Genomic DNA, 24,608 nt, shown 5'->3' with positions numbered 1-24,608 from the left:
CAACGCGAAGCGCTTCAACACGCTTTACCGTCAATACGGCTCGACGATGGAATGCCACTGCTCGCCATCGAACATATCCACGTAACGGGAACTGGCAACAACCAGCACCCCATCACGAGCATCAATGTGCCCTGACAACACCACCATGTTGTCCCCGTCCATCGGCAGTTGCAGCGCCTGGCCATCCCACACCCGAAGCTGATAGTCCGAACTCAGCCACAGCTTGTCCTGAAACCACACCGACTCGTTCCACAAGATCGTGGAGCCGCCCCTGGCCACCTTCTGCCAGCTGTGCTCACGCCCCATCCACAGGCTGCAACCTTCCCCACCGATATAGACATTGCCATCCGGCGCGCACGTCACCGTGCTGAGCTGTTCGTCGGAGGGAAACCGACATTGCGACCAGCTGTCGCCGTCGTAGCGCCACACGTCGCCGCAGCCGCCTACAGCGTAGAAGTCGGTGTCGCTGAAGGCATCGATATCCTTGAAACCGTAGTCAACGCTTACATTGTCCTCGGGCAAGCCTTTATCCAGCCGAACCCACTCCCCCATATCGATACGCTTATAGACATCCCGGAACAAGCAAACGCTATATGTATAGCCATCGATACACTTCAATCGTCGGGTGCTTGGCCAAGTGCTTTCGTCGATGTACTCCATCGGCCACGGGCCGCCAGAACCCATTACCCAAACTGCACCTTGTTCGGAGTCGGACGACAACAAGCCTTGCTCGAGGGGAAAGATAGCTACACCCACTTTAGGCTTGTTGAATCTGGAGAACTCCTGGTGAGCATAAGGTTCCTGTAGATCATCAAGAAACAGTGCCACCAGACGGCTTGGAATTTCGCTATCCCACATCGAGGAAGCCCGTTCCTCAGGGATATCCTGACGAGCACACAAATACAGAATATGGTTGTTTCTGACCGCACACCCCGTAATCAACCAGCCCTTGAATCTTTCCGCCCATACGTCTTTTGAGATGTAGGCCATCGCGCCTCCTTTGGTCTGAATCGATCGAGCGCTCGACTACGTGTTTTTCATCCAAAACTCGGCAGCAGCAGCAGCCCGAATGCCTGCGCCCATCAGACGGCACACCCACGGAAGTTTGAACAGACGCGTCTACTCGACCGAAAATTGCTGGCCTAGCCTACGCAATTCCGACAGAACAGAGCATTGGAACTTTCTGATTTTTGACCGCCCGGCCTGGGGCTGGCCCCGCAAACCTCGCCCACCACGCCGACCTGACGGCGCCTCGCGTCACGCCGCTCGTAGCCCGTCTGGCGGCGGCTCTCGGTGTCGAGCAACCTCGATGCGCCCGAGGGAATCTGAAGGGAAGGCCGAAGGCCTGGACGAAGATGACGAGGGGGACGTCCGGAGCGAAGGCTCCGGACCGCAATCGTGGGCGCTCGACACCGAGAGCCGCCGCCAGACGGGCGGCCTACGAAGCCAAAACGCAACCTAAGAAACGACAACGCAACCTAAGAACCAACAACAACACCCACAAAACAACAAAGCCACCTACAAATCCTCATCCTCCTCCACCCGAGGCATCAGATAAGCCGTTAACGCACTCGAAGCCCCCGCCATCGCCCAAAGCAAAAAGAACGACACCGTATAGAACCCCACCCGCCCCGAAGGCACGTACCCCATCACCGCCACATCCAGCGGATCGATCAAGGCAAACACCACCGCGCTGCCCACCGCTGCCGCCAGAAACGACGGCCACAGTATCCACATCAGTGACTTCAACCCCATGGCGTGCCTCCCGGATTCATCAACGCGCCGCGGACGTCGTGGACGTCGCCGCAGGATCGGCCGGTTCGATCACCAGCCCCCGCTTGACCACCCCTTCCACGATCGGCTGATTGCCGAATTGCGTATAGGCGAAATAGATCGTGATCGCGCACCCTACCACCGCCAGGAAAGGCCCCGCCATCAGGAACCAGGGCCAGGGCTCCCGGTACCAGGGCTTGACCGTCAACGGCGCGGCAACATGGGCAGTATTCATCGTCGGCATCCTTCTCAAGACTCAATCGGCTAAGGGGTTCCACACGGAACCGGATTCAATCGGGAACATAGAAACTGGCGGCTTCATCGGTCTCGATCGACCGATTCTCCTGATCGTGCGCGCGCGCCCGCAACGTGATCGCATGCGCGCCAGGCTCGGCGCCCGCCGGCGCCCGGATCACCATCGGCACCAGCTTGTTGGCCGCCGCCTCGACCTCCACCACGTCCGATCCGCTCTGCCCGGCCAGCACCGCCAGCCCCGGCATGCCATCGGCCGACAGCCGCAGCCGCATCGGTGAATCCGACGTATTGATGATCTGCAGCCGGTACACGTTTTCGATCATGCCGCCGGCCACCTCGCGGCCCAGCGCGCCACGGTCGCGGATCACGTCCACCCGCAGCGGATTGCGCAGCGCCAGCGACACCACGAACGCCACCGCCAGCCCCAGAATCAGCGTGCCGTAGATCAGCACCCGCGGCCGCAGCAGATGCGAACGCGCGCTTTGCGTCGACAGGCCGTCCAGCATCGCCCGTTCCGACGTATAGCGGATCAGCCCCGACGGGTACTGCATCTTGTCCATCACCTGCTCGCAGGCATCGATACAGGCGCCGCAGCCGATGCACATGTATTGCAGGCCTTCACGAATGTCGATGCCGGTCGGGCAGACCTGCACGCACAGGCTGCAATCGACGCAATCGCCCAGCCCCGCCGCCTTGTGGTCGATCTTGCGCGAGCGGCCGCCGCGCGGATCGCCGCGGCGCTTGTCGTAGGTGACCACGAACGTGTCCGGGTCCACCATCACGCTCTGGAAGCGCGCATACGGGCACATGTACTTGCACACCGACTCGCGCATGAAGCCCGCGTTGCCCCAGGTGGCAAAACCGTAGAACAGCATCCAGAACCATTGCCACGGGCCCAGTTGCAGCGTGAACAGTTCGTGGCCCAGCTCGCGGATGGGCGCGAAATAGCCGATGAAGGTCGATCCCGTCCACCAGGCCAGCGCGATCCACAGCGCATGCTTGGTGACCTTGATGCGCGCCTTGCGCCAGGACCAGGGCGATTCATCCAGGCGGATGCGCGCAATGCGGTCGCCTTCGACCTTGCGCTCGATCCACATGAAGATTTCGGTGTAGACCGTCTGCGGACAGGCGTAGCCGCAGAACAGCCGCCCGGCCACGGCGGTGAACAGGAACAGCGCCAGCGCCGAGATGACCAGCAGCACAGCCAGGTACACCACGTCCTGCGGCCACAGCACCAGGCCGAACAGATAGAACTTGCGCGCGCCCAGGTCGAACAGCACGGCCTGGCGGCCGTTCCATTGCAGCCAGGGCAGGCCGTAGAAAATCAGCTGGGTGAGAAAGACGAATGCAATGCGCCAGCGGGCAAAAATGCCGCTGACCGACCGCGGATAGATCTTGCTGCGCACGCCGGCCAGCGTCTGCTCCAGCGTTTCCTGGCCGGGCCGCGGCGGCCGCGTGTGCGGCCGCCAGGGTGGCGGGTCGCCGCCAGGCGAACTGCTGACGCTTGCGGTTGACCCATCATCCATGTGCTGCTCCGTGCGGTAAGTCCATGTGATATGGGGGCTGCCGGCAGGCAGCGCCCCCACCTATGCGCCGCCTACTTGGCCGCGGCCTGCTGCGCCGGTGCGGCGTCCGGCTTGTTTGACAGCCCCCAGACCCAGGCCGTCAGGATCTTGATCTGCTCGGGGCTGAGGATGTCGCCGTGGGCCGGCATGCGGTTGTCGCGGCCGTCCAGGATCGTCTTGACGATGGTGGCTTCCGAGCTGCCGTACAGCCAGACGTCGTCCGTCAGGTTGGGCGCGCCCAGCGCCTGGTTGCCCTTGCCGTCGACGCCGTGACAGGCAACGCAGTAATTGGCGAACTCGCGCTTGCCGCGGAACACGCGCACGGGGTCGGCAGTCAGGCCCGACAGCGAACGCACGTATTGCGCGATGTCGCCGGCGGTCTTGGCGTCGATGGCGGCCTTCCAGGGCGGCATCATGCCGATGCGGCCGTTGGTGATGGTCTGCGTGATGGCTTCGGGCGAGCCGCCGTGCAGCCAGTCGCCGTCGGTCAGGTTGGGAAAGCTGGGGCCGCCCTTGGCGTCCGAGCCGTGGCATTGCGCGCAGGTGTTCAGGAACAGGCGCTGGCCGATTTCACGGGCGCCGGGGTCGGCGGCGATCTGCGGCACCGTCATGGTCTCGAAACGCGCGTAGATGGGGCGCACCGCTTCGGCCATCTTGGCCTGCTGGCGCGCCACTTCGTCGGCGCTGCTGTAGCCCAGCTGGCCCTTGTATTCACCCAGGCCGGGCATGAAGAACAGGTAGCCCAGCGCGAACACGCAGGCCAGCAGGTACATCCAGGTCCACCAGCCGGGCACCGGGTTGTTCAGCTCGGTCAGGTCGCCGTCCCAGACGTGGCCGGTGTCTTCCACCTGGCCATTGGCCGGCTTGGTGCTGAGCCAGCGGCGCTGCGTATACAGCAGCCACACGCACCAGACCACGCCGCCCACCGCGACGATCGAGATGAAATACCCCCAGAAGCCATTGACGAAATCGCTCATGACCGATCCGCTCCATCTTGTTGTGCCGGCCCGAATTCATCGGGCAGCGCGAACGGCAGCAGGGCCGATTCGCTGTTGGCATGCTGGCGGCCGCGCGAGCAGGCCCACCAGACGATGCCGATAAAGGTCGCCATCGAAATGGCGGTGACGATTGCGCTCAGGAATGCCATGGTCAGCCTCCGGTGGCTGCCGCACCCGCGGCAGGAGCGGCAGATTGCGCGGCTGCGGGTTGCGCCGCCTTCCTGGCTTCCTCGGCCTTCTTGGCCTCTTCCGCCTTCCTGGCCTGCTGCGCCTTGCGTACGCCCACGCCCAGCCCTTGCAGGTAGGCCACCAGCGCGTCCTCTTCGGTCTTGCCTTCGATGGCCTTGGGCGCGGCGGCGATGTCTTCGTCCGTGTACGGCACGCCCAGGGCGCGCAGCGCGCGCATGCGCTGATCCACGTTCTGGCCGGTGATCACCGTTTTCTGCAGCCACGGGTAGGCCGGCATGTTGGACTCGGGCACCACCTTGCGCGGGTCGCGCAGGTGGATGCGATGCCAATCATCGGAATACCGCTCGCCCACGCGCGCCAGGTCGGGACCGGTGCGCTTGGAACCCCACAGGAAGGGGTGGTCGAACACCGATTCGGATGCCAGCGAATACGAGCCGTAACGCTGCACTTCGGCCGCCAGGAGGCGCACCTGCTGCGAGTGGCAGCCGACACAGCCTTCGCGGATGTAGACGTCGCGGCCCATCAGGCGCAGCGCGCTGTAGGGTTCGACCCCTGCCACCGGCTGCGTCGTGCTGTGCTGGAAGAACAGCGGCACGATCTGGACCAGGCCCGCGAAGGACACCACCAGGATGCTGGCAATGATCATCCAGCCGATGTTCTTCTCAAGCGTCTGGTGAGAAAAAAAGCCTTGTTGCTTGTTGGCCATGATGTCCTCGTCAAACGGTGGCCGGCGCGGCGGCGGCGATGGCCGGTGCGCGGGTGGCGTGGGGATCGTCTTGCGGAATCGCGGGGTTGACGGCCTGCGCGCCGCGCACCGTCTTCCACACGTTCCAGGCCATGACCAGGACACCCGACAGGAACAGCGCCCCACCCAGCAAGCGGATCAGGTAATAGGGCACCCGCGTCTTCAGTTCTTCGACGAAGCTGTAGACCAGCGTGCCGTCCGGGGCCGTGTCGCGCCACATCAGGCCTTGCTGCACCCCGGCGATCCACATCGCGGCGATGTACAGCACCACGCCGATGGTGGCGATCCAGAAGTGCAGTTCGATGGCCTTGACGCTGTACATCTTTTCGCGGCCGTACAGGCGCGGGATCAGGTAATACAGCGAGCCGAACGAGATCATCGCGACCCAGCCCAGGGCGCCCGAGTGCACGTGGCCGATAGTCCAGTCGGTGTAGTGCGACAGCGCGTTCACGGTGCGGATCGACATCATCGAGCCTTCGAACGTGGCCATGCCGTAGAACGACAGCGCGGTCACCATGAACTTCAGGATCGGATCGGTGCGCAGCTTGTACCAGGCGCCTTGCAGCGTCATGATGCCATTGATCATGCCGCCCCACGACGGCGCCAGCAGGATCAGCGAGAACGTCATGCCCAGCGACTGGGTCCAGTCAGGCAGCGAGGTGTACAGCAGATGGTGCGGGCCGGCCCACATGTACGTGAAGGCCAGCGCCCAGAAGTGGACGATGGACAAGCGGTACGAATAGATCGGGCGGCCGGCCTGCTTGGGCACGAAGTAATACATCATGCCCAGGAAGCTGGTGGTCAGGAAAAAGCCCACGGCGTTGTGGCCGTACCACCATTGCACCATCGCGTCCTGCACGCCCGAGTAGGCGGAGTACGACTTCCACAGCGTCACCGGCATCTCGATGTTGTTGAAGATGTGCAGGATGGCGATGGTGAGGATGTACGAGCCGAAGAACCAGTTGGCCACGTAGATGTGCTTGGACCGGCGCTTGATGATGGTGCCGAAGAACACGATAGCGTAGGCCACCCAGACCAGCGTGATCAGGATGTCGATCGGCCATTCCAGTTCGGCGTATTCCTTGCTGCTGGTAAAGCCCATCGGCAGGGTGATGGCGGCGGCCACGATCACGGCCTGCCATCCCCAGAAGGTGAACGCGGCCAGCCGGTCGCAGAACAGGCGGGTCTGACAGGTGCGCTGCACGACGTAGTACGAGGTCGCGAACAGCGCGCTGCCGCCGAAGGCGAAGATCACCGCGTTGGTGTGCAACGGACGCAGGCGGCCGTAGCTCAGCCAGGCGGTATCGAAGTTCAACTGAGGCCAAATCAGCTGCGCGGCGAGAAAAACGCCCACAGCCATGCCGACAATGCCCCAGACCACCGTCATGAGCGCGAATTGCCTCACGATCCTGTAGTTGAAGGTATCGGCCTTGCTTGCGATTGCGGCGCAATCGTTCATCACCCTTCCCCTAAAAGAAACAAATAGCTCCAGGTTTCAATGATGGGGGGACGCTCGCAAACGGGTGTTGATATGCGTCAAACCCGGCAGAGGGCGCCGGGGAACTCGCGGCAAGAACGCGACAGGCGGCTCAGCCGCGGGCCGCGGGTCCGCTGTCGTCGTCGCGCAGGATGGCCGCGCCCGCGCTGTCGGTGTCGTCGTACTGGCCGTTGAACACGGCCCACCACAGGAACACGCCGATGGCGAACACGAACAGCAGCGACAACGGCAAGAGCAGGTAGAGGATGGTCATGGCGCGGCTTCCAGCGCGCCATCGGCGGCTTCGCGGGCGCTGCCGTCATGGCGCGTCAGACGCCACGAGTTATAGGCCACCGCCAGCGACGACACCAGCATGGTGATCGCGGCCAGCCAGGGCGTGACCCAGCCCACCAGCGCCAGCGGCGTCATCAGCAGGTGCCAGGCCAGCGAGCCGTGCAGGTTCTGGCGCGCCTTGCGGCGGGCGCGTTCCAGCAGCGCGTCCAGCGCCGCGTCGGGCATGGCCGGGTCGGCCGCCAGCGCGGCATGCGCCGAGGCCATGGCGGTGGGCACCGCCATCGACATGGCACAGGGACAGCTCATCACCAGTAACGCCACCATCACGGGCACGCTGTGCGCCGGATCAATGTAGGCCCAGACCGCACCCGCACCCAGCGCCAGCGCCACCTGCGCCAGGACGAAGCGCGAGGCCAGGCGGTCGGCGCCGGCGCCCAGCGCCAGCCGCTGCGCTTCGACCCGCGCATGACGCAAGCCGCCCGCGGCGCCGCCGAACGACTGGCGGGCGCACAGTTCCAGGTAGCGCGCCGTCAAGAGGAACGCGACGAACATGGTGACCGAATCGAAATAGACTTCGCCGCGCCCGGTATAGGTGGCGTGGACGCTGGGAATGAAGGCGGCGACGATGCCCAGGGCGACGGGCACGTCCATGCCGGCGCGCCCCTGGCGCAGGTTGGCGCCCGCGTGGCGCCAGATCGGCCAGGCCGAATACAGCACCACGGGCACGGTCAGCGCCAGGCTGGCCCAGTTCATCAGCACGATCGCCCAGTCCAGCGTGTCCAGCGCATCCTTGGGGATGCCTTCATGGCGCAGGTAGCCGGGCCAGGCGAACATCATCACCTGCATCATCGCCAGCCAGGCCAGCGACAGGCGCACCAGCGCATGGCGGCGCTGCTGGCGTTCGTCGTCAGACAGGGTCGCCGGCACGGCGAAGATGGATTTTGCTCGCATGCGCCGATGGTAGGCCGCGCGCGCCCCCTGCGCCTTGATGTGGATCAAGCTCCGCGCCTGATCCCTAAGGGATCAGGCCATCAAGGCCGCCGCGCCCGCAGCACTGCCACCACCGCCCGCATCAGGGTGTCCAGGTCCTGCCCGTCGATGGTCAAGGCCGGCGTCAGGTAGACCACGTTGCCGAACGGGCGCACCCATACGCCCGCCTCGACCAGGCGGCGTTTCAGGGCCTCGCGGTCCTGGATGCCGTCCAGTTCGACCACGCCGATGGCGCCCAGCACCCGCACGTCGCGCACCCAGTCCAGCTCGCGGCACGGCGCCAGGCCCGTCGCCAGCGCCGCCGAGATGGCCTGGGCCTGGGCCAGCCGGGGTTCGGTCTCGAACAGGTCCAGCGACGCGTTGGCGGCGGCGCAGGCCAGCGCGTTGCCCATGAAGGTGGGGCCATGCATCAGGGCATGCGAAGGGTCGTCCGACCAGAAACCGTCGAACACCCGCTGACTGGCCACGGTGGCGGCCAGCGGCAGGGTGCCGCCCGTCAGCGCCTTGGACAGGGTGATGATGTCGGGTTTGATCCCGGCCTGCTCGAAGGCGAACATCGTGCCGGTGCGGCCAAAGCCGGTGAATATCTCGTCGAAGATCAGCAGCAGGCCGTGGCGGTCGGCCAGGGTGCGCAGGCGCCGCAGCACTTCGGGGTCGTGCAGCAGCATGCCGCCGGCGCCCTGCACCAGCGGCTCGACCAGCATGCCGGCCAGCTGCGGCCCGCGCGTTTCCAGGAAGGCATCCAGGTCGGCCATGGCCGCATCGGTGCGCGGCAGGTCGACGATGTCGTGTTCGGCCAGCATGCCGCGAAACAGGCTGTGCATGCCTTCGTCCGGGTCGCACACGGCCATGGTGCCGAAGGTGTCGCCGTGGTAGCCGCCGCGAAACGCCAGGAAGCGGCTGCGGCCGCGTTCGCCCTGGTTCAGCCAGAACTGCACGGCCATTTTCATGGCGACTTCCACCGCCACCGAGCCCGAATCCGTATAGAACACGCGGTCCAGCCCCGGGCCGAGCAGGCCGGCCAGGCGCCGCGCCAGGGTCAGGGCGGGTTCGTGGGTCAGCCCGCCGAACATGACGTGCGGCATGGCGTCCAGCTGGGCCCGCACCGCCTGGGCGATGTGCGGGTGGTTGTAACCGTGGCAGGCGGTCCACCAGGACGCCACACCGTCGATCAGCTCGCGGCCATCGGCCAGTTCCAGCCGGCTGCCGCGGCTGCGCACCACCGGCAGGGGCGGCGTGGCCGTTTTCATCTGGGCATAGGGCAGCCAGATGTGGGGCTGGCCCTGGGCCACCCAATCGGGGGTCTGCATGTTTCACCTCCACTACAATGGCTCGCATTCTACGGCCTGGCCCGGCCTTCCCTCCGGCGCCGGCCGCTGCGGGAAATCGTCATGTCTAAGCTGGATCCTCTGTTTTCTTCCGAATTGGCGCAGGCCGAATCGCGCCACGTGCGCCGCCGGCTGCGCACCGCCACCGCGGCGCCGGCCGGGCGCATCGAGATGGGCGGCGCGCCCGCGCTGAACTTCTCCAGCAACGACTACCTGGGCCTGTCCAAGCACCCCCTGCTGATCGAACGGTCGCGCGAATGGGCCGCCCGCCACGGCGCCAGCGCCCAGGCGTCGCGCCTGGTGTGCGGCAACCTGGACCTGCACGAACAGGTCGAGGCCAAGCTGGCGCGCTTGAAGGGGACAGAAGCCGCGCTGCTGCTGGCCTCGGGCTGGCAGGCCAATGCCGCCGTGCTGCCCGCCCTGCTGCGCGCGGCGCAAGGCCAGGGCGACGTGCAGGTCTACGCCGACAAGCTCAACCACGCCAGCCTGCACCACGGCTGCCAGGCGGCCGGCGTCAAGCAGATCCGTTTTCGCCACAACGACCTGGACCACCTGGAAGCGCTGCTGGCCGCCCGGGCGGGGGCCGATGCGCCGCCGGCCGTCCGCTTCATCGTCACCGAAAGTGTCTTCAGCATGGACGGCGACCGCACCGACGTGGCCCGCCTGGCCGAGCTGGCCGACCGCTACAACGCCTTTGTGTATCTGGACGAGGCCCACGCCACCGGCGTGCTGGGCCCGCGCGGCATGGGCCTGGCGGGGCTGGCGCCCGGCCGCATCGACCTGGCGATGGGTACGTTCAGCAAGGCGCTGGGCGGCTTTGGCGCCTACGTCGCCGGTTCGCGCGCGCTGTGCGACTACCTGGTCAACGCGTGTTCGGGCTTCATCTACACCACGGCGCTGCCGCCGGCCGTGCTGGGCGCCATGGACGCCGCGCTGGACCTGGTGCCCACGCTGGACGCCGAACGGGCGCGCCTGGCGGCCTCGGGCGACCGCCTGCGCGCGGCCTTGCGCGAACAGGGCCTGGACACCGCCGACTCGTCCACCCAGATCGTGCCCGCCATGGTGGGCGAGGCCGACCGAGCACTGGCGCTGGCCGCCAACCTGGAACAGCGCGGCCTGCTGGCCGTGGCGATCCGCCCGCCCACGGTGCCTGCCGGCACCAGCCGGCTGCGCATTGCCCTGAGCGCCGCGCACCGCGACGCCGACATCGACCGCCTGATCGCCGGCCTGGCCGCTGCGCTTGCCTGATGCAGAACGTGCCCTTGCAAGCGCCGACCCTGCTGTTCGTGCACGGCTGGGCCTTTGACGCCAGCGTCTGGGCGCCTCTGGCCGCCGCGCTGCACGATTTTCCCCAGGCGACCTTCGACGCCGGTTACTTCGGCCCCGCGCGCACGCCCTGCCCCGACGGACCGGTGGTCGCCATCGGCCATTCCCTGGGCGTGCTGCGGCTGCTGCGCGAGGCGCCCACCAACGGCATCGGCCTGGTGTCCATCAACGGCTTCGCACGCTTTGCCGCCGCGCCGGATTTCGCCCAGGGCGTGCCACCGCGCATGCTCGAGCGCATGCTGGCCCGCCTGGCGACGCATCCCGATGCGGTGCTGCGCGATTTTCGCCAGCGCTGCGGCGATGGCGGTGCGTTCGGAGCGCCCGACGTCGATGCGTTGTCGCGCGACCTGCAAGTGCTGCGCGATGCAGACCAGCGCGCGGCATTGGCCGCCCTGCCGGTGCCGAGCCTGGCGCTGGCCGGCCGCGACGACCCCATCGTGCCCGCCCCGATGACGCAGGCCACCTTTGGCGACGGCGTCCACTGGCGCGAGGGCGGCGGTCACCTGCTGCCCGTCACCGACACCGACTGGTGCGCCGCGCAGATTCGCGCCTTCCTGGCCCGCCTGGCGAGCGCCGCATGAATCGGGCATCACGCAACACCCGGATCGGCGAGCGCTTCGGCGCCGCCGCCGACCAGTACGACGCCAACGCGCCCGCCCAACGCATCACGGCCGAACGGCTGGCCGACGACATCCTGCGGCTGCCGCTGCCGCCCAACCCGCGCATCCTGGAAATCGGCTGCGGCACGGGCCTGTTGACACAGGCGCTGGGCGCGCGGCTGGGTCCGGCGGACTGGACCATCACCGACATCTCGCCCGCCATGCTGGCCCGCGCGCAGCAAGGCCCGGCGCTGCCCGGACGCGCCCGCTACCAGGTGCTGGATGGCGAGCATCCCGACGGCCTGCCCGGCGGCTACGACCTGATCTGCTCCAGCCTGGCGGTGCAATGGTTCACCGAACTGAACGCGGGGCTGGGCCGGCTGGCCGCCCTGCTGGCGCCCGGCGGCCACCTGGCCGTGGCCACGCTGGCCGCGGACACCTTCGCCGAATGGCGGGCGGCGCACCGCGCCATCGGCCTGGCGGCGGCAACACCGCACTACCCCGCCGCCCACGCCATCCGTCCGGCCAGCGGCAATCTGGCCGGTGGCGTGCACAGCGAACGACTGATACAACAACATCCTGACGGCCTGCATTTCCTGCAGGCGCTCAAGGGCATCGGCGCCACCACGCCCGCGCCCGGACGGGCGCCGCTGGGCGCCGCCGCGCTGCGGCGGGTGCTGGCGCAGTTCAACCAACAAGGAGCCACGGTGACCTATCACCTGGCCTACGGCATGTGGAAAAATCCAACTGATTCCGGCCTCAAGGGCGTATTCGTGACCGGCACCGACACCGGCATCGGCAAGACCCTGGTGTCGGCCATCCTGGCCCGCGCCTGGAATGCCGACTACTGGAAGCCGGTGCAGACCGGCGTGGCCGAGGAACCCGGCGACACCGACACCGTCGCGCGCCTGGCGCAATTGCCGCCCGAACGCCAGCACCTGCCCGCCTACGTGCTGCAGGCGCCGCTGTCGCCGTGGGCCGCCGCGCCGCTGGAAGACGCGGAAATCGACGCCACCGCCATCGTGCCGCCGCGCACGGACGCCCCGCTCATCATCGAAGGCGCCGGCGGCCTGTACGTGCCGATCGACGACAGTCACATGATGATCGACCTGATCGCGCGGCTGGGCCTGCCGGTGGTGCTGGCCGCGCGCAGCGGCCTGGGCACCATCAACCACACCCTGCTCAGCCTGGAAGCGCTGCGCCGCCGCGCCATTCCGGTGCTGGGCGTGGTGATGAGCGGACCGCTGTCGGCCGGCAACCGCGAAGCCATCGAACGTTTCGGCAACGTGCGCGTGCTGGCGGAAATTCCGCCGCTGGACCGCGTGGATGCCGCTGCCGTGGAAGCCCTGGCGCGCACGATCGCGCCGCTGGACGAGTGCCTGGCGGCGCTGGACGGGCCGGCCTGACCCCGCCCCGCTACCCCAACGCCCCCGCCGCCCTCAGCCGCGCCGCCTGCGCGGCATCGATACCCGCCTCGGCCAGCACGTCGTCGCTATGTTCACCAAAGGCCGGCGCGGCGCGCGGCACGGCCGGCTGGCTGCGGCCGTACTTGATGGCCTGCGCAAAGCCCTGGTAGCTGCCCACCACCGGATGCGCAAAGGTCGAGATCATGCCCTCGGCCTGCACCTGCGGAAAGTCGAACATGTCTTCGACCCCGCGCGCCGCGGCGCAAGGCACCTCTTCGCCGAACAGCGCCTCCCATTCCAGCGCGCTGCGCGCCTGCAAGGCTTGGTGCAATTGCGGCACGATCTCGTCGCGGTATTGGGCGCGCTTGCGCACCGAGTCGTAGCGGGCATCGGCCGCCAGCGCCTGCAAGCCGGTCTTGGCGCACAGCGCCTGCCAGAAATGCGGCGTGTTGGCCGAGATATACAGATAGCCGTCGCCGGTGGGATGGATGCCCGTGATGCCGCCGGAACGCATGTCGCGCCCCACTTCCCGCGGCTCGCCCTCGGCCCACACCAGGCGGGCCGACTGCAAGGCCAGCGCGCTGCGCAAGAGCGACACACCCACGAACTGGCCACGGCCGCTGCGCTCGCGCTCAAACAACGCCGACGCCACGCCCGCCGCCACCATCGACGACGCGTAGTAATCCACCACCGACCCGTACAGCACTTCGGGCGGGCCGTCGGCGCGGCCCTGCAAGGCGCACATGCCCGTCATGGTCTGCAGCACCTGGTCGTAGCCCGCCTTGTCCTTGAGCGGCCCGCTTTCGCCATAGCCGGTCACCGCGCAGTAGATCAGCCGCGGATTGATCTCGGCCAGCTGTTCGTAGGCGATGCCCAGGCGCGCCGGCACGCTGGGCCGGAAGTTGTGCACCAGCACGTCGGCGCCCGCCACCAGCCCGCGCAGCACGTCCCGCGCCGCATCCTGCTTCAAATCCAGCACCAGCCCGCGCTTGCCGCGGTTCACGCCCAGGAAGGCGCGGCTTTCGGCTTCGAGCGTCGACGGATACTTGCGCAGGTTGTCGCCCGTGGGCGGTTCGATCTTGATCACGTCGGCGCCCTGGTCGGCCAGCAGCGCGCAGCCGTAGGGGCCGGCGATATAGGCGCTCAGGTCCAATACGCGCACGCCGGCCAGCGGGCCTGCGGCTGCGTGCGGTGTCACGGCGGCGCTCATCGCGCCTCCAGCGTGTCGGCCAGGCGCACGACGCTTTCGGCGCGGCGCAGGAAGGGGCCATCGATCATGCGGCCGTCCACCACGAAGGCGGCAACGCCTTGCGCCTCGGCCTGCCCGGCCGCCTGCACCACCCGCCGCGCGTGGGCGATCTCGGCGTCCGTCGGCCGGAAGGCGGCGTTGGCCAGCGGCACCTGGCGCGGATGGATGCAGCTCTTGCCCAGGAAGCCCAGCCGGCGCGCCAGCTCGGCCTCGGCCCGAAAGCCCGCTTCATCCTCGATATTGGCAAACGCCGAGTCGTAGGCGAACACGCCTGCCTCGGCCGCCGCCAGCCGCAGCGCGAACATGGCCTGCTGCACCGCTGCCGGCTCGCGGCGGTCGATGCCGGCCGGTTCGAACAGGTCGCCCAACCCCAATTGCAGGCCCGCCACCGAGGGATGCGCCGCCGCCAGCGCGGCGGCATCGCGCAAGGCGCGCGGCGATTCGATGTTCAGCAGCAACCCCACCGGCTGCGCCACGCCATTGGCCTGCCGCGCCCGTTCGATCGCGTCGGCCGCGGCCCGCACCTGGGCCACGGATTCGGCCTTGGGCAGGTTCACCAGGCGCAACGCCGGGCGTACCACGGCCTGCACGTCGGCCTGGAAATGCGCGGAATCCAGCGCGTTGACGCGCACGATCAGCGTCTTGGCGCTGGCCGCGGCGGCGGGCGATGCCAGCAGCGCGGCCAGATGGCCGCGCGCCTCGGCCTTGCGTTCGGCGGCCACGGCGTCTTCCAGGTCGAAAGACAGCGCGTCGGCCGGCCCGGCCAGCGCCTTGGCGAACAGCTCGGGACGCGATCCCGGAACAAACAGTTTGCTTCTCATGCGGGCACTCTCAACAGCGGCAGGGGTTGCGGGTCATTGGATGGAAATGTTGCGGTCGGCAGCCACCTGCTTCCAGCGGGCCGCATCGGCCTGCACCAGGTCGGCGAACTGCGTCACGGTCAGTTCGGCCGGCACCGCGCTTTCCTCGGCGAACATGGCGCGCATCTTCGGATCGTTGACGATGCCGCGGATCTCGGCGTTCAGGCGTTCGACCAGCGGCGCGGGCGTGCCCGCGGGCGCCAGCACGCCCCACCACAGCTCGACCGAATAGCCGGGCTGGCCTTCGGCGATGGTGGGCAGGTCGGGAAAGAACGGAGAACGCGTCGGCGAGGTCACGGCCAGCACGCGCAGCTTGCCGCCCTTGAGCAGCGACGCGGTCGACGCAAAGCTGCCGATCACGAAGTCGACCCGGCCACCGGCCAGATCGTTGAGCGCATGCGACATGCCCTTGTAGGGCACGTGCGTGAAACTCGTCTTCTCGCCGCCCGCCAGGATTTCGCTGGCCATCTGGTTGACCGAGCCCAGCCCGGCGCTGCCGTAGGTGAGCTTGCCGGGTTCCTGGCGGCCCGCAGCCAGCAGGTCAGCCACCGACCGGTAAGGAGAATCCTGCCCCACTACCAGCGCCATCGGGCTGCGCGCCAGCATCGCCACCGGCGCGAAGCTGCGCGCCACGTCGTACTTCAGGTTGGTCTGCACAGCCGCGTTGGTTGTCAGCGTCGACGACGACAGCATCAGCACCGAGCCGTCCTTCGCGGCGCGTGCCACATACTCGGCACCGATGGCGCCGCCCGCGCCGGGGCGGTTCTCGACGATGACGGTGGCGCCCACGCGCCCGCCCAGCTTTTCCGCCAGCACCCGCGCAAACACATCGTTGCTGCCGCCCGGCGGGAACGGCACCACCAAGGTGATGGTGGCCGGCAGGGCCGGCGGGGCGGCCGCGGCGCCCGCGGCCATCAGCCCGGCCAGGCAAGCGGCCGCCAGGCCGCCCAGGATCTTCTTCATGGCATGTCTCCGTGTCCACGGTCCGGCAGTCAGGCGCCAGCCGTGTTGTTATGGTCGATGCCATGCTAGGCCCGGCGCCTGATGATATAAAGCGAGGATTCTTAAAACACTACGTGAGGATTCCTCATGAAGATCGAATCTTTCCGCACGCTCAATGCCGTGTTGCGCGGCGGCAGCTTCGCGGCCGGCGCGGCCGACATGAACCTGTCGCCCAGCGCGGTCAGCCTGCAGATGAAGCAGATCGAGGAATACTTCGGCCAGCCCCTGTTCGACCGGTCGGCGTTGCAGGCCCGCCCCAATGCGTTCGCCGCGGAAGTCGACGCGGTGCTGCAGGACGCCCTGTCACGGCTGGACGAGCTGCGCCGACGCAGCACGCCCCAAGTCGAAGGCCGTGTGCGGCTGGGCACCATCGAGCCCTTGCAGGTGACCTTGCTGCCGCCGCTGCTGCGGGTGCTGCGCGAGCGCTATCCGCAGCTGGACGTGCGGCTGGTGCGCGGCCGCGCGACCGAGCTGGTCGAAAAGCTCAAGACCGGCGAGATCGACGCGGCGATCATCACGCAGCCGGAAACCGGCGGGTCGCGCCGGCTGGCGTGGACGCCGCTGTTTCGCGAGCGCCTGGTGCTGATCGCCCCGCCCCACTCACGCGAAAAGTCGCTGGCCGACCTGTTCGAACACTATGAATGGATTCGCTTTGACAAGACCACCATCGGCGGGCGGCTGGCGGCGCGCTATGTCGCGCAGCACGCGCCGCATGCCCGCTGCCGCATCGACCTGCAATCGCTGGCCGCGCTGACCGCGCTGGTGTCCGAAGGCCTGGGCGTGTGCATCCTGCCCGAACCCGGCCCCAACCTGCTGGACGTGCATCCGGTGCGCGTGCTGCCGCTGGGCAAGGACGCGCCGTACCGGCAGATCTCGTTCGTGTGCCGCCAGACAGACCAGGACAACCGCCTGGTGCAGGCGCTGCTGGAAGGCGCGCGCCAGTAGCGCCTGCGCCATCCCCGACGTCTACCTGCCCGCGCGCCTGTCAAACCGCCGCCACCTCATGCAGGAAGCGTTCGATGGCCGCCACCAGGGCCAGCGGCGTTTCATTCATCGGGTAGTGCCCCGCGTTCTGCAGCACCTGCACCGCCGCGCGCGGATAGCGCCGAACATAGGTCGCGGCCATCAGCGCCGCGTCGAACACCGGATCGTGCTCGCCCACCAGCGCCAGCACCGGATGCCGCCCGTCGATCGATTCGCTGAAATCGGTATCCGCCCAGGCCGCGAGATAGGCGGCAAACGCCTGGGCCGACGAATGTTCGGCGGAATACGCCGCCTTCCACTGCACCCACGCCGCCGGCAGGCGCCCGCCGGTGCTGCGGTCGATGATGGCGCGGCGCTTGGCCAGATCGCCTGCCGCGCCCTCCAGCAATGCGCGCGCGGCCGGCTCCAACGTGACGCCGCCGCAAGGCACCGGCGCCACCGGCACCAACGCGCGCACGCGCTCGGGCGCCAATGCCGCCACCCGCTCGATTGCCATGCCGCCCATCGAATGCCCCACCAGGCTGAACCGGTCGAACCCCAGCGCGTCCGCCAGCGCCAGCGTATCGGCAGCGATCTCGTCGATACGGTAGCGGCCTGCGGCATTGCGCATGCCGCCATAACCGCGGTAGTCCATGAACACATAGCTGAAGGCGTCGCCCGACAGCCAGGGCTCGATCGGTTCGAATGCATGCGCGTCGCCAAACCAGCCGTGCAGCACGATGACAGGATGGGGGCCTTGCCCCACGCGGTGAAAGGTATTGGGCATTCACACTCCAGAAGCAGAGGTCGCGGCCCCCAGATGGGCAGCCTTGGGTTTCAAAGACCTGGGCATCGTAGGCCGCCCCCGTTCGGCCCGCCTTCGATGGCAGGCCCATCACTGTAGAATTCGGGCCATGCGCAACACCCTGGTCGATCCCTACGAGGACATCCCCCGCGACGTGGTCGTGACCGCCTGCGATTACCCCGCGGGCCTGACGTTTCCCGTGCACGCCCACCGGCGCGGCCAGTTCGCCTTTGCCGCGCGCGGCGCGATCAGCGTCGCCACGCCCCACGGCCGCTGGCTGGTGCCGCCGCAGCGCGCCTGCTGGGTGCCTGCCGGCATCACCCACGAAATGACCATGGGCGGCCCGGTGACCATGCTGAACACCTTCCTGGCCGATCCGGCAGCCCAGGCCCTGGGGCTGCCCGCGCATTGCTGTGTGCTGGGCGTGTCGCCGCTGCTGCGCCAGTTGCTGGACGCCGCCATCGACCTGCCCGCGCTGTACGACCTGGACGGCCGCGCGGGCAAGCTGATGGCCCTGTTGGCCGAGGAAATCGCCGCCATGGCGCCCCTGCCGCTGAGCGCGCCGCTGCCCGCCGATCCGCGCCTGGCGCGGGCCTGCCGGCAGCTGTTCGCCGCCCCGACCATCAGCGCCAGCCTGGATGCCGTGGCCGACCAGGCGGGCATGAGCCGGCGCGCGTTCACCCGCCTGTTTCGCGCGCAGACGGGCGCGAGCTTCGCCGCCTGGCGCCAGCAGGCCTGCCTGCTGGCCGCGATCGAACGCCTGACCCAGGGGCAACCCGTGACCCGCATCGCGCTGGACCTGGGCTACGCCAGCCCCAGCGCCTTCACGTCGGCGTTTCGCCGCGTGCTGGGACAGCCGCCCGGCGCCTATCTGGCCGAAAAAAAAGGGTGCCCGAAGGCACCCTGAATCCACCCTACAACAGCACTACAACTGCAACTGCAAACTTGATCCCGTCAGGCTCAGGCGACCTTCTGCACCTTGCCGTGGTCGAACTGGGCTTCTTCGGTCGAGCCGGTCAGCGCGGTGGTCGACGACTGGCCGCCTTCGATCGTCTGCGTGACGGCATCGAAGTAGCCGGTGCCCACTTCGCGCTGATGCTTCACGGCGGTGAAGCCCAGGTCGGCGGCGGCGAATTCCTTTTGCTGCAATTCGACGAAGGCGCTCATCTGGCGGCGGGCATAGCCGTGGGCCAGTTCGAACATGCCGTAGTTCAGCGCGTGGAAGCCGGCCAGCGTGATGAACTGGAACTTGTAGCCCATGGCGCCCAGCTCGCGCTGGAACTTGGCGATCGTGGCGTCGTCCAGGTTCTTCTTCCAGTTGAACGACGGCGAGCAGTTGTACGCCAGCAGCTTGCCCGGGAATTGACGATGGATGGCGTCCGCGAACTTGCGGGCGTATTCCAGGTTGGGCGTGGACGTCTCGCACCAGATCAGGTCGGCGTAGGGCGCATAGGCCAGACCCCGCGAGATCGCCTGGTCGATGCCGGCCTTGGTGCGGAAGAAACCTTCCACGGTGCGCTCGCCGGTGATGAACGGACGATCGTTTTCATCGACGTCGCTGGTCACGAGATCGGCTGCGTCGGCGTCGGTGCGGGCCAGCAGCACGGTGGGCGTACCCATCACGTCGGCCGCCAGGCGGGCCGACACCAGCTTGGCCACGGCCTCGCGGGTGGGCACCAGCACCTTGCCGCCCATGTGGCCGCACTTCTTCACCGAGGCCAGCTGGTCTTCGAAGTGCACGCCCGAGGCGCCGGCTTCGATCATGGCCTTCATCAGTTCAAAGGCGTTCAGCACGCCGCCGAAACCGGCTTCGGCATCGGCCACGATGGGCGCGAAGAAATCGATGTAGCCCTCGTCGCCCGGGTTCTTGCCTTCCATCCACTGGATCTGGTCGCAGCGGGTCAGCGAGTTGTTGATGCGGCGCACGACCTGCGGCACCGAGTTGGCGGGGTACAGCGACTGGTCGGGGTACATCTCGCCGGCCAGGTTGGCGTCGCCCGCCACTTGCCAGCCCGACAGGTAGATGGCCTTCAGGCCGGCCTTGACCTGTTGCATGGCCTGGTTGCCGGTCAGGGCGCCCAGCGAATTCACGAAAGGCTCGCTATGCAGCTGTTCCCACAGACGGGTCGCGCCGCGGCGGGCCAGGGTGTGCTCGACGCCGATCGAGCCACGCAGGCGGATGACATCCTCGGCGCTGTAGTCGCGCTTGATGCCTTGCCAACGGCTGTTCTCGGCCCAGTCTTTCTGCAGATTGCGGATTTCGGTTTCGCGGTGGCTCATGGTCATGCTCCTTGGTCTATGGCTGAAAAGGCAAAAAAACTTTGGTTTGCATTGCGTGAATCGTTGGACAAAGTCTATGCCTGTGCTGCGGAGCAATGTGGGCGTGCCTCTTATATAAGATGAAAAATGTTATTGAATAAAATCAATAAGTTATAAAAGTCATTTCGTATTGCGGAACGACATTGTCATCTGTGAAATGGCGCTGCGATGCGCCGCAGCACGAACTTTCACATGCCGGGACCAGCGTTTCATGATGTGAAAAATGCGCCTTTCCCGACCGCCTACAATGCGGTCATCCCCAAGCATTTCGACGACCCCTTCCATGACGCTGTCTCACGGCCCGCTGGGCCAGAGCGTGGCCTACGCCTCGCAATACGATCCCTCGCTGCTGTTCCCCATCGCGCGCGCCCACAACCGCCAGGCGCTGGACCTGGCCGCCGGTACGCTGCCCTTTCAGGGCGTGGACCTGTGGAACGCCTATGAACTGTCGTGGCTCGACGCCAAGGGCAAGCCGCGCGTCGCCATGGCGACCTTCTCGGTGCCTGCGGACAGCCCCAACATCATCGAATCCAAGTCGTTCAAGCTTTACCTGAACTCGTTCAACCAGACCCGCCTGGTCAATTCCGCCGCATTGCGCGGCCGGCTCGAACGCGACCTCAGCGCCGCCGCGGGTGCCCCGGTGGGGCTGGACTTCATCTTGCCGCAGCGTTTTTCCGAGCTGCACATGGGCGAGCTGGACGGTATCTATATAGATAAGCTGGATATCGAGATCGACACCTACGAGCCGGCGCCCGAACTGCTGCGCACCCGTCCGGGCGATGCCGTGGACGAAACGCTGTGCTCGCGCCTGCTCAAGTCCAACTGCCCGGTGACCGGCCAGCCCGACTGGGCCAGCGTGCAGATCCGCTACCGCGGCGCGCCCATCGACCGCGAGTCGTTGCTGCGCTACGTCATCTCGTTTCGCCAGCACGCCGAATTCCACGAGCATTGCGTGGAACGCATCTTCACCGACATCATGCGCGCCTGCGCGCCCGAGCAGCTGACGGTCTACGCCCGCTACACGCGGCGCGGCGGGCTGGACATCAACCCGTGGCGCAGCAACTTCGAAGCGGCGCCCCCGCCGGACGTGCGCACCGTCCGGCAGTAAGCGCCGCGCCGCCTACTTCACGAACGGCTCGGGCCGGGGCGTGGCATCTTCGGACGGCGGCAGCACCGGGTACTGGATCACCGGCTGGTCGCCCGTCAGCGTCTTCAAGAACGCCACGATCTGCGCGTTCTCGTCCGGCGTGAAGGTGCGGCCCAGTTGCAGCCGGCCCATCACGTCCACGGCCTGCGTCAGCGTGGCGGCCTCGCCGTCATGAAAATACGGATAGGTCAGCGCCACGTTGCGCAGCGTCGGCACCTTGAAGTTGAAGCGGTCGGCATCCTTGCCCGTCACCGCGGCGCGGCCCTCGGCCTTGTTGTCGGTCTGGTAAGGCGCCACCAGCCCCATTTTCTGGAAGGAATTGCCGCCCACGGCCACGCCGTTGTGGCAGGCCACGCAGCCGCTGTTCTTGAACAGCGTGTAGCCGGCCAGTTCGCGCACCGTCAGCGCCTTGTCGTCGCCCTTGAGCCATTGGTCAAAGCGCGAGTTGGGCGTCACCAGCGTTTCCTCGAACGCGGCCAGCGCGCCGGTGACCTCGTCGATGGAAATGTCCGCCGTGCCGAACACCTGCTTGAATTCGGCGCGGTAGCCCGGAATGGAATTGAGCACCTGCACCGCCAACTCGTGCGTCGAGGCCATTTCCATCGGGTTGGCGATGGGGCCGCCCGCCTGCTCGCGCAGGTCTTTGGCGCGGCCGTCCCAGAACTGGGCGATGCTCAGGCTGGAATTGAGCACCGTGGGCGAATTGATCGAACCCTGCTGCCACTTGTGGCCGATGGACGCCTTCAGGTTGTCCGACCCGCCCATGCCCAGGTTGTGGCAGGAATTACAGGAAATCGCCCCGGACCGCGACAGGCGCGGATCGAAGAACAGCTTCTTGCCCAGTTCCACCTTGGCGGGGTCCTTGACCACCGCGGCCTCGATCGGCTGGATCGGTTCCTGCCGCGGCGCCCCGGTCGCCTGCCCGGCCCACAATCCGATGACGACGCCCACCGCCAGCATCGCGTGCTTCTTGCTCATGGCTTCTCTCCTGTTGAATAACCCCGTGTCTCTTAAGGTCATTACATCGGAGCGCGCCGGGCCCGGGCTTGCGGCGCGTCAAGCGGGCGCGGCGGCAGGCGGCCAGGCGTTGATCTGGCGCAAGCAGCGGATCAGTGAGGCGCGATGGGTCAGCCTGCCGGGGCCGGGCGCCGACGCGACGCGCCGACGCATCCCCTGCATCACTGGCTCGCGATCAATCCACTACCGCCTGTTCGCGCAGATGCGCTTCCAGAAAATCCACGCACACCCGCACCTTGGCCGACGCATTCACCCGCGACGGGTACACAGCCCAGATGTTCGCTTCCTGGCGGTACTGCGGCAGCACCGGCACCAGTTTGCCCGCGGCGATCAGCGGGCCCACGTCCCAGGCCGACCGCAGGATGATGCCGCGGCCGTCCACGGCCCACTGCACCACCATCTCGCCATTGTTGGCCGACAGCGGGCCGCGCACCTTGACGGTGTGTTCCTGCTCGCCGCGGCGCATGCGCCAGACGCCGAAGGGGTGGTCGCGTTCTTTGATGACCAGGCAATCGTGCCCCGCCAGGTCGGCCAGCTTGCGCGGTTCTCCGCGCTCGGCCAGATACGACGGCGCGGCGCACAGCAGGCGGTGGTTGGTGGCCAGCTTGCGAGCGATGACGTGCGGCGCGATGTCGTCGCCCACCCGCACATCCAGGTCGTAGCCTTCGGCAGCCACGTCGACCAGCCGGTCGAACACCTCGAAGCGCACCTGCACCGCGGGGTGGCGCGACACGAACGCCGACAGCGCCGGCGCCACCACCCGCCGCCCGAAGCCGAAACTGCTGCACACCCGCAGCAGCCCGCGCGGCTCGCGCCGCGTGGTGCCGACTTCTTCCACCAGGTGGTCGACGTCGTCCAGGATGCGCTGGGCCCAGTGGTAGACGCGCTCGCCCGCCTCGCTCACCACCACCCGCCGCGTGGTGCGGTGAAACAGCGGCGTGCCCAGGCTGGCTTCCAGCAGGCGGATGCGCTTGGTGACGTAGGCGGGCGACATGCCCAGGTCTTCGGCGGCCTTGGAAAAGCTGGAGGCGCGCACCACCGCGTTGAAGACACGCAGATCGGCAGGGAGCAGGTCATTATTCATGATTCGTGCAGAGTCATTTCACAGAACAGCCCATTGTAGATGGACTGTGCAGACGCCTACCATGAGCGGGTTCCCGTTGCGGCGGCCCTGTCGCGGCGCCGGCCGGGCTTGCTTGCCCTACCCTTTCCAGGTTCCCACCCATGTCCCACGTCTACAAAATCGCAGCCATCGCCGGCGACGGCATCGGCAATGAAGTCCTGCCCGAAGGCCTGCGCGCCGTACAGGCCGCCGCCCGCCGTTTCGGCCTGGCCCTGCAGATCGATACCTTTCCCTGGGCTAACTGCGAGTACTACGCGCAGCATGGCGACATGATGCCGCCCGACTGGAAGGCGCAGCTGCAAGGCTACGACGCCATCTTCTTCGGCGCGGTGGGCTGGCCGGCCACCGTGCCCGACCACGTGTCGCTGTGGGGTTCGCTGCTCAAGTTCCGCCGCGAATTCGACCAGTACATCAACCTGCGCCATGTGCGGCTGTTCGACGGCGTGGCCTGCCCACTGGCCGGCCGGCGCGCCGGTGACATCGACTTTTTCATCGTGCGCGAGAACACCGAAGGCGAATACACCAACCTGGGCGGGCGCCTGTTCGAAGGCACCGACCGCGAAGTCGTCATCCAGGAATCGGTCTTCACGCGCCACGGCACCGACCGCGTGATGCGCTACGCCTTCGAACTGGCCAACCGCCGCGAACGCAAGCAGCTCACGGTGGCCACCAAAAGCAACGGCATCGCCATCAGCATGCCCTGGTGGGACGAGCGCGCCGACGCCATGGGCCAGCACTACCCCGACGTCAAGACCGACAAGCAGCACATCGACATCCTGGCCGCGCGCTTCGTGCTGCAGCCGCAGCGCTTTGACGTGGTGGTGGCGTCCAACCTGTTCGGCGATATCCTGTCGGACCTGGGCCCGGCCTGCACCGGCACCATCGGCATCGCGCCGTCGGCCAACCTGAACCCGGAACGCAAGTTCCCGTCGCTGTTCGAGCCGGTGCACGGGTCCGCGCCCGACATCTACGGCAAGGGCATCGCCAACCCCATCGCCATGATCTGGTCGGGCGCGCTGATGCTGCAGTTCCTGGGCAGCCAGGAAGCCCACGACGCCATCCTGGCCGCCATCGAACACTGCCTGAAAGACGGCCCGCGCACGCCCGACCTGGGCGGCCAGGCCCGCACCGAAGACATCGGCCGCGCCATCGCCGCGCACATCGAAGCCGGCGGCTGA

The 24,608-nt window shown here is 67.4% G+C and carries 25 protein-coding genes; 7 read left to right on the top strand and 18 right to left on the bottom strand.

What is annotated here, in order from left to right; genetic code table 11:
• Nucleotides 1-30 precede the first annotated feature (30 nt).
• The 11 genes from HV798_RS12245 to HV798_RS12195 all read right to left on the bottom strand — a co-directional run bounded on the left by HV798_RS12245 (nt 31) and on the right by HV798_RS12195 (nt 9,596).
• Nucleotides 31-990, bottom strand: coding sequence for a hypothetical protein (locus tag HV798_RS12245; protein WP_175216413.1), 960 nt, complete (start codon nt 988-990; stop codon nt 31-33).
• A gap of 528 nt (nt 991-1,518) precedes the next feature.
• Entirely contained in the window at nt 1,519-1,755 is a 237-nt protein-coding gene (locus HV798_RS12240) for a hypothetical protein (protein WP_025137817.1), read from the bottom strand.
• A 19-nt stretch (nt 1,756-1,774) separates the two neighbouring features.
• Nucleotides 1,775-2,008, bottom strand: coding sequence for a FixH family protein (locus HV798_RS12235; protein ID WP_025137818.1), 234 nt, complete (start codon nt 2,006-2,008; stop codon nt 1,775-1,777).
• 55 nt (nt 2,009-2,063) lie between these two features.
• Nucleotides 2,064-3,554: a cytochrome c oxidase accessory protein CcoG gene (ccoG, locus tag HV798_RS12230; RefSeq protein ID WP_175192838.1), complete on the bottom strand. Its 1,491-nt coding sequence runs from the start codon at nt 3,552-3,554 to the stop codon at nt 2,064-2,066.
• A gap of 71 nt (nt 3,555-3,625) precedes the next feature.
• A complete protein-coding gene (ccoP, locus tag HV798_RS12225; RefSeq protein ID WP_175192839.1) occupies nt 3,626-4,570 on the bottom strand; it encodes a cytochrome-c oxidase, cbb3-type subunit III in 945 nt (314 codons plus the stop codon).
• A complete protein-coding gene (locus HV798_RS12220) occupies nt 4,567-4,740 on the bottom strand; it encodes a cbb3-type cytochrome oxidase subunit 3 (RefSeq protein WP_025137821.1) in 174 nt (57 codons plus the stop codon). Before HV798_RS12220 ends, ccoP begins: the two co-directional genes overlap by 4 nt.
• Nucleotides 4,741-4,742: 2 nt before the next feature.
• Nucleotides 4,743-5,486: a cytochrome-c oxidase, cbb3-type subunit II gene (ccoO, locus tag HV798_RS12215; RefSeq protein ID WP_175192840.1), complete on the bottom strand. Its 744-nt coding sequence runs from the start codon at nt 5,484-5,486 to the stop codon at nt 4,743-4,745.
• 10 nt (nt 5,487-5,496) lie between these two features.
• On the bottom strand, nt 5,497-6,984 hold the full coding sequence (gene ccoN, locus HV798_RS12210; protein ID WP_175192841.1) for a cytochrome-c oxidase, cbb3-type subunit I: 1,488 nt from the start codon (nt 6,982-6,984) through the stop codon (nt 5,497-5,499).
• 130 nt (nt 6,985-7,114) lie between these two features.
• The gene (ccoS, locus tag HV798_RS12205; RefSeq protein ID WP_025137824.1) at nt 7,115-7,276 is read right to left on the bottom strand and encodes a cbb3-type cytochrome oxidase assembly protein CcoS; all 162 of its coding nucleotides are present in this window, start codon (nt 7,274-7,276) and stop codon (nt 7,115-7,117) included.
• A complete protein-coding gene (locus HV798_RS12200; RefSeq protein WP_175192842.1) occupies nt 7,273-8,247 on the bottom strand; it encodes a P-type ATPase actuator domain-containing protein in 975 nt (324 codons plus the stop codon). Before HV798_RS12200 ends, ccoS begins: the two co-directional genes overlap by 4 nt.
• Nucleotides 8,248-8,327: 80 nt before the next feature.
• Nucleotides 8,328-9,596, bottom strand: a complete 1,269-nt coding sequence (locus tag HV798_RS12195; protein WP_025137826.1) for an adenosylmethionine--8-amino-7-oxononanoate transaminase — start codon at nt 9,594-9,596, stop codon at nt 8,328-8,330.
• Nucleotides 9,597-9,677: 81 nt separating this feature from the next.
• Between HV798_RS12195 and bioF the strand changes: the two genes are divergently transcribed.
• Genes bioF through bioD form a run of 3 tightly spaced genes read left to right on the top strand, consistent with a single transcriptional unit; the run spans nt 9,678 to nt 12,945 of the window.
• Entirely contained in the window at nt 9,678-10,862 is a 1,185-nt protein-coding gene (gene bioF / locus HV798_RS12190) for an 8-amino-7-oxononanoate synthase (RefSeq protein ID WP_175192843.1), read from the top strand.
• Between the two features lie 8 nt (nt 10,863-10,870).
• Nucleotides 10,871-11,521, top strand: coding sequence for an alpha/beta fold hydrolase (locus tag HV798_RS12185; protein ID WP_425486143.1), 651 nt, complete (start codon nt 10,871-10,873; stop codon nt 11,519-11,521).
• Nucleotides 11,518-12,945, top strand: a complete 1,428-nt coding sequence (gene bioD, locus HV798_RS12180) for a dethiobiotin synthase (RefSeq protein ID WP_175192845.1) — start codon at nt 11,518-11,520, stop codon at nt 12,943-12,945. Before HV798_RS12185 ends, bioD begins: the two co-directional genes overlap by 4 nt.
• A 10-nt stretch (nt 12,946-12,955) precedes the next feature.
• On the opposite strand, the gene HV798_RS12175 is transcribed toward bioD, so the two are convergent.
• The 3 genes from HV798_RS12175 to HV798_RS12165 are packed head-to-tail and all read right to left on the bottom strand — an operon-like array spanning nt 12,956 to nt 16,017.
• Entirely contained in the window at nt 12,956-14,143 is a 1,188-nt protein-coding gene (locus tag HV798_RS12175) for a CaiB/BaiF CoA transferase family protein (RefSeq protein ID WP_425486138.1), read from the bottom strand.
• Nucleotides 14,144-14,151: 8 nt separating this feature from the next.
• A complete protein-coding gene (locus tag HV798_RS12170) occupies nt 14,152-15,015 on the bottom strand; it encodes an HpcH/HpaI aldolase/citrate lyase family protein (protein ID WP_175192847.1) in 864 nt (287 codons plus the stop codon).
• Between the two features lie 33 nt (nt 15,016-15,048).
• Nucleotides 15,049-16,017 carry a tripartite tricarboxylate transporter substrate binding protein gene (locus HV798_RS12165; RefSeq protein WP_246288731.1) on the bottom strand — a complete coding sequence of 323 codons (969 nt, stop codon included), beginning with the start codon at nt 16,015-16,017 and terminating at the stop codon, nt 15,049-15,051.
• Between the two features lie 126 nt (nt 16,018-16,143).
• On the opposite strand from HV798_RS12165, the gene HV798_RS12160 reads away from it, so the two are divergent.
• Nucleotides 16,144-17,001 (top strand): LysR family transcriptional regulator, encoded by an 858-nt coding sequence (locus HV798_RS12160; RefSeq protein ID WP_175192848.1) that lies wholly within the window; start codon nt 16,144-16,146, stop codon nt 16,999-17,001.
• A 40-nt stretch (nt 17,002-17,041) separates the two neighbouring features.
• Here the strand turns inward: HV798_RS12160 and HV798_RS12155 are convergent, their stop codons facing one another.
• A complete protein-coding gene (locus HV798_RS12155; RefSeq protein ID WP_175192849.1) occupies nt 17,042-17,806 on the bottom strand; it encodes an alpha/beta fold hydrolase in 765 nt (254 codons plus the stop codon).
• 127 nt (nt 17,807-17,933) lie between these two features.
• On the opposite strand from HV798_RS12155, the gene HV798_RS12150 reads away from it, so the two are divergent.
• The gene (locus HV798_RS12150; RefSeq protein ID WP_175192850.1) at nt 17,934-18,731 is read left to right on the top strand and encodes an AraC family transcriptional regulator; all 798 of its coding nucleotides are present in this window, start codon (nt 17,934-17,936) and stop codon (nt 18,729-18,731) included.
• A 53-nt stretch (nt 18,732-18,784) separates the two neighbouring features.
• Here the strand turns inward: HV798_RS12150 and aceA are convergent, their stop codons facing one another.
• Nucleotides 18,785-20,104, bottom strand: coding sequence for an isocitrate lyase (gene aceA, locus HV798_RS12145; protein ID WP_175192851.1), 1,320 nt, complete (start codon nt 20,102-20,104; stop codon nt 18,785-18,787).
• Between the two features lie 322 nt (nt 20,105-20,426).
• Between aceA and queF the strand changes: the two genes are divergently transcribed.
• A complete protein-coding gene (gene queF, locus HV798_RS12140) occupies nt 20,427-21,251 on the top strand; it encodes an NADPH-dependent 7-cyano-7-deazaguanine reductase QueF (RefSeq protein ID WP_175192852.1) in 825 nt (274 codons plus the stop codon).
• 12 nt (nt 21,252-21,263) lie between these two features.
• On the opposite strand, the gene HV798_RS12135 is transcribed toward queF, so the two are convergent.
• Both HV798_RS12135 and HV798_RS12130 read right to left on the bottom strand, forming a co-directional pair.
• Complete coding sequence (locus tag HV798_RS12135; protein ID WP_175192853.1) at nt 21,264-22,268, bottom strand: cytochrome-c peroxidase; 1,005 nt, start codon at nt 22,266-22,268, stop codon at nt 21,264-21,266.
• Between the two features lie 214 nt (nt 22,269-22,482).
• On the bottom strand, nt 22,483-23,391 hold the full coding sequence (locus tag HV798_RS12130; RefSeq protein ID WP_175192854.1) for a LysR substrate-binding domain-containing protein: 909 nt from the start codon (nt 23,389-23,391) through the stop codon (nt 22,483-22,485).
• 140 nt (nt 23,392-23,531) lie between these two features.
• Here HV798_RS12130 and HV798_RS12125 point away from each other — a divergent pair, with 140 nt between their 5' ends.
• Complete coding sequence (locus HV798_RS12125; protein ID WP_175192855.1) at nt 23,532-24,608, top strand: tartrate dehydrogenase; 1,077 nt, start codon at nt 23,532-23,534, stop codon at nt 24,606-24,608.

Source organism: Achromobacter deleyi (assembly GCF_902859705.1).
Taxonomy (GTDB): domain Bacteria; phylum Pseudomonadota; class Gammaproteobacteria; order Burkholderiales; family Burkholderiaceae_B; genus Achromobacter; species Achromobacter deleyi.
Note: the sequence above shows the minus strand (reverse complement) of the source record. Positions and strands in the feature narration are given on the sequence as shown.

Excerpts from the sequence above, each read along its gene's own strand:
- HV798_RS12165 (WP_246288731.1), bottom strand. The coding sequence starts at position 16,017 with ATGAAGAAGATCCTGGGCGGCCTGGCGGCCGCTTGCCTGGCCGGGCTG.
- HV798_RS12135 (WP_175192853.1), bottom strand. The coding sequence starts at position 22,268 with ATGAGCAAGAAGCACGCGATGCTGGCGGTGGGCGTCGTCATCGGATTG.
- HV798_RS12155 (WP_175192849.1), bottom strand. The coding sequence starts at position 17,806 with ATGCCCAATACCTTTCACCGCGTGGGGCAAGGCCCCCATCCTGTCATC.
- bioD (WP_175192845.1), top strand. The coding sequence starts at position 11,518 with ATGAATCGGGCATCACGCAACACCCGGATCGGCGAGCGCTTCGGCGCC.
- HV798_RS12170 (WP_175192847.1), bottom strand. The coding sequence starts at position 15,015 with ATGAGAAGCAAACTGTTTGTTCCGGGATCGCGTCCCGAGCTGTTCGCC.
- queF (WP_175192852.1), top strand. The coding sequence starts at position 20,427 with ATGACGCTGTCTCACGGCCCGCTGGGCCAGAGCGTGGCCTACGCCTCG.
- HV798_RS12245 (WP_175216413.1), bottom strand. The coding sequence starts at position 990 with ATGGCCTACATCTCAAAAGACGTATGGGCGGAAAGATTCAAGGGCTGG.
- HV798_RS12220 (WP_025137821.1), bottom strand. The coding sequence starts at position 4,740 with ATGGCATTCCTGAGCGCAATCGTCACCGCCATTTCGATGGCGACCTTT.
- ccoP (WP_175192839.1), bottom strand. The coding sequence starts at position 4,570 with ATGAGCGATTTCGTCAATGGCTTCTGGGGGTATTTCATCTCGATCGTC.
- HV798_RS12160 (WP_175192848.1), top strand. The coding sequence starts at position 16,144 with ATGAAGATCGAATCTTTCCGCACGCTCAATGCCGTGTTGCGCGGCGGC.
- HV798_RS12150 (WP_175192850.1), top strand. The coding sequence starts at position 17,934 with ATGCGCAACACCCTGGTCGATCCCTACGAGGACATCCCCCGCGACGTG.
- ccoG (WP_175192838.1), bottom strand. The coding sequence starts at position 3,554 with ATGGATGATGGGTCAACCGCAAGCGTCAGCAGTTCGCCTGGCGGCGAC.
- bioF (WP_175192843.1), top strand. The coding sequence starts at position 9,678 with ATGTCTAAGCTGGATCCTCTGTTTTCTTCCGAATTGGCGCAGGCCGAA.
- aceA (WP_175192851.1), bottom strand. The coding sequence starts at position 20,104 with ATGAGCCACCGCGAAACCGAAATCCGCAATCTGCAGAAAGACTGGGCC.
- ccoN (WP_175192841.1), bottom strand. The coding sequence starts at position 6,984 with ATGAACGATTGCGCCGCAATCGCAAGCAAGGCCGATACCTTCAACTAC.
- ccoO (WP_175192840.1), bottom strand. The coding sequence starts at position 5,486 with ATGGCCAACAAGCAACAAGGCTTTTTTTCTCACCAGACGCTTGAGAAG.
- HV798_RS12195 (WP_025137826.1), bottom strand. The coding sequence starts at position 9,596 with ATGCAGACCCCCGATTGGGTGGCCCAGGGCCAGCCCCACATCTGGCTG.
- HV798_RS12130 (WP_175192854.1), bottom strand. The coding sequence starts at position 23,391 with ATGAATAATGACCTGCTCCCTGCCGATCTGCGTGTCTTCAACGCGGTG.
- ccoS (WP_025137824.1), bottom strand. The coding sequence starts at position 7,276 with ATGACCATCCTCTACCTGCTCTTGCCGTTGTCGCTGCTGTTCGTGTTC.
- HV798_RS12200 (WP_175192842.1), bottom strand. The coding sequence starts at position 8,247 with ATGCGAGCAAAATCCATCTTCGCCGTGCCGGCGACCCTGTCTGACGAC.
- HV798_RS12235 (WP_025137818.1), bottom strand. The coding sequence starts at position 2,008 with ATGAATACTGCCCATGTTGCCGCGCCGTTGACGGTCAAGCCCTGGTAC.
- HV798_RS12240 (WP_025137817.1), bottom strand. The coding sequence starts at position 1,755 with ATGGGGTTGAAGTCACTGATGTGGATACTGTGGCCGTCGTTTCTGGCG.
- HV798_RS12125 (WP_175192855.1), top strand. The coding sequence starts at position 23,532 with ATGTCCCACGTCTACAAAATCGCAGCCATCGCCGGCGACGGCATCGGC.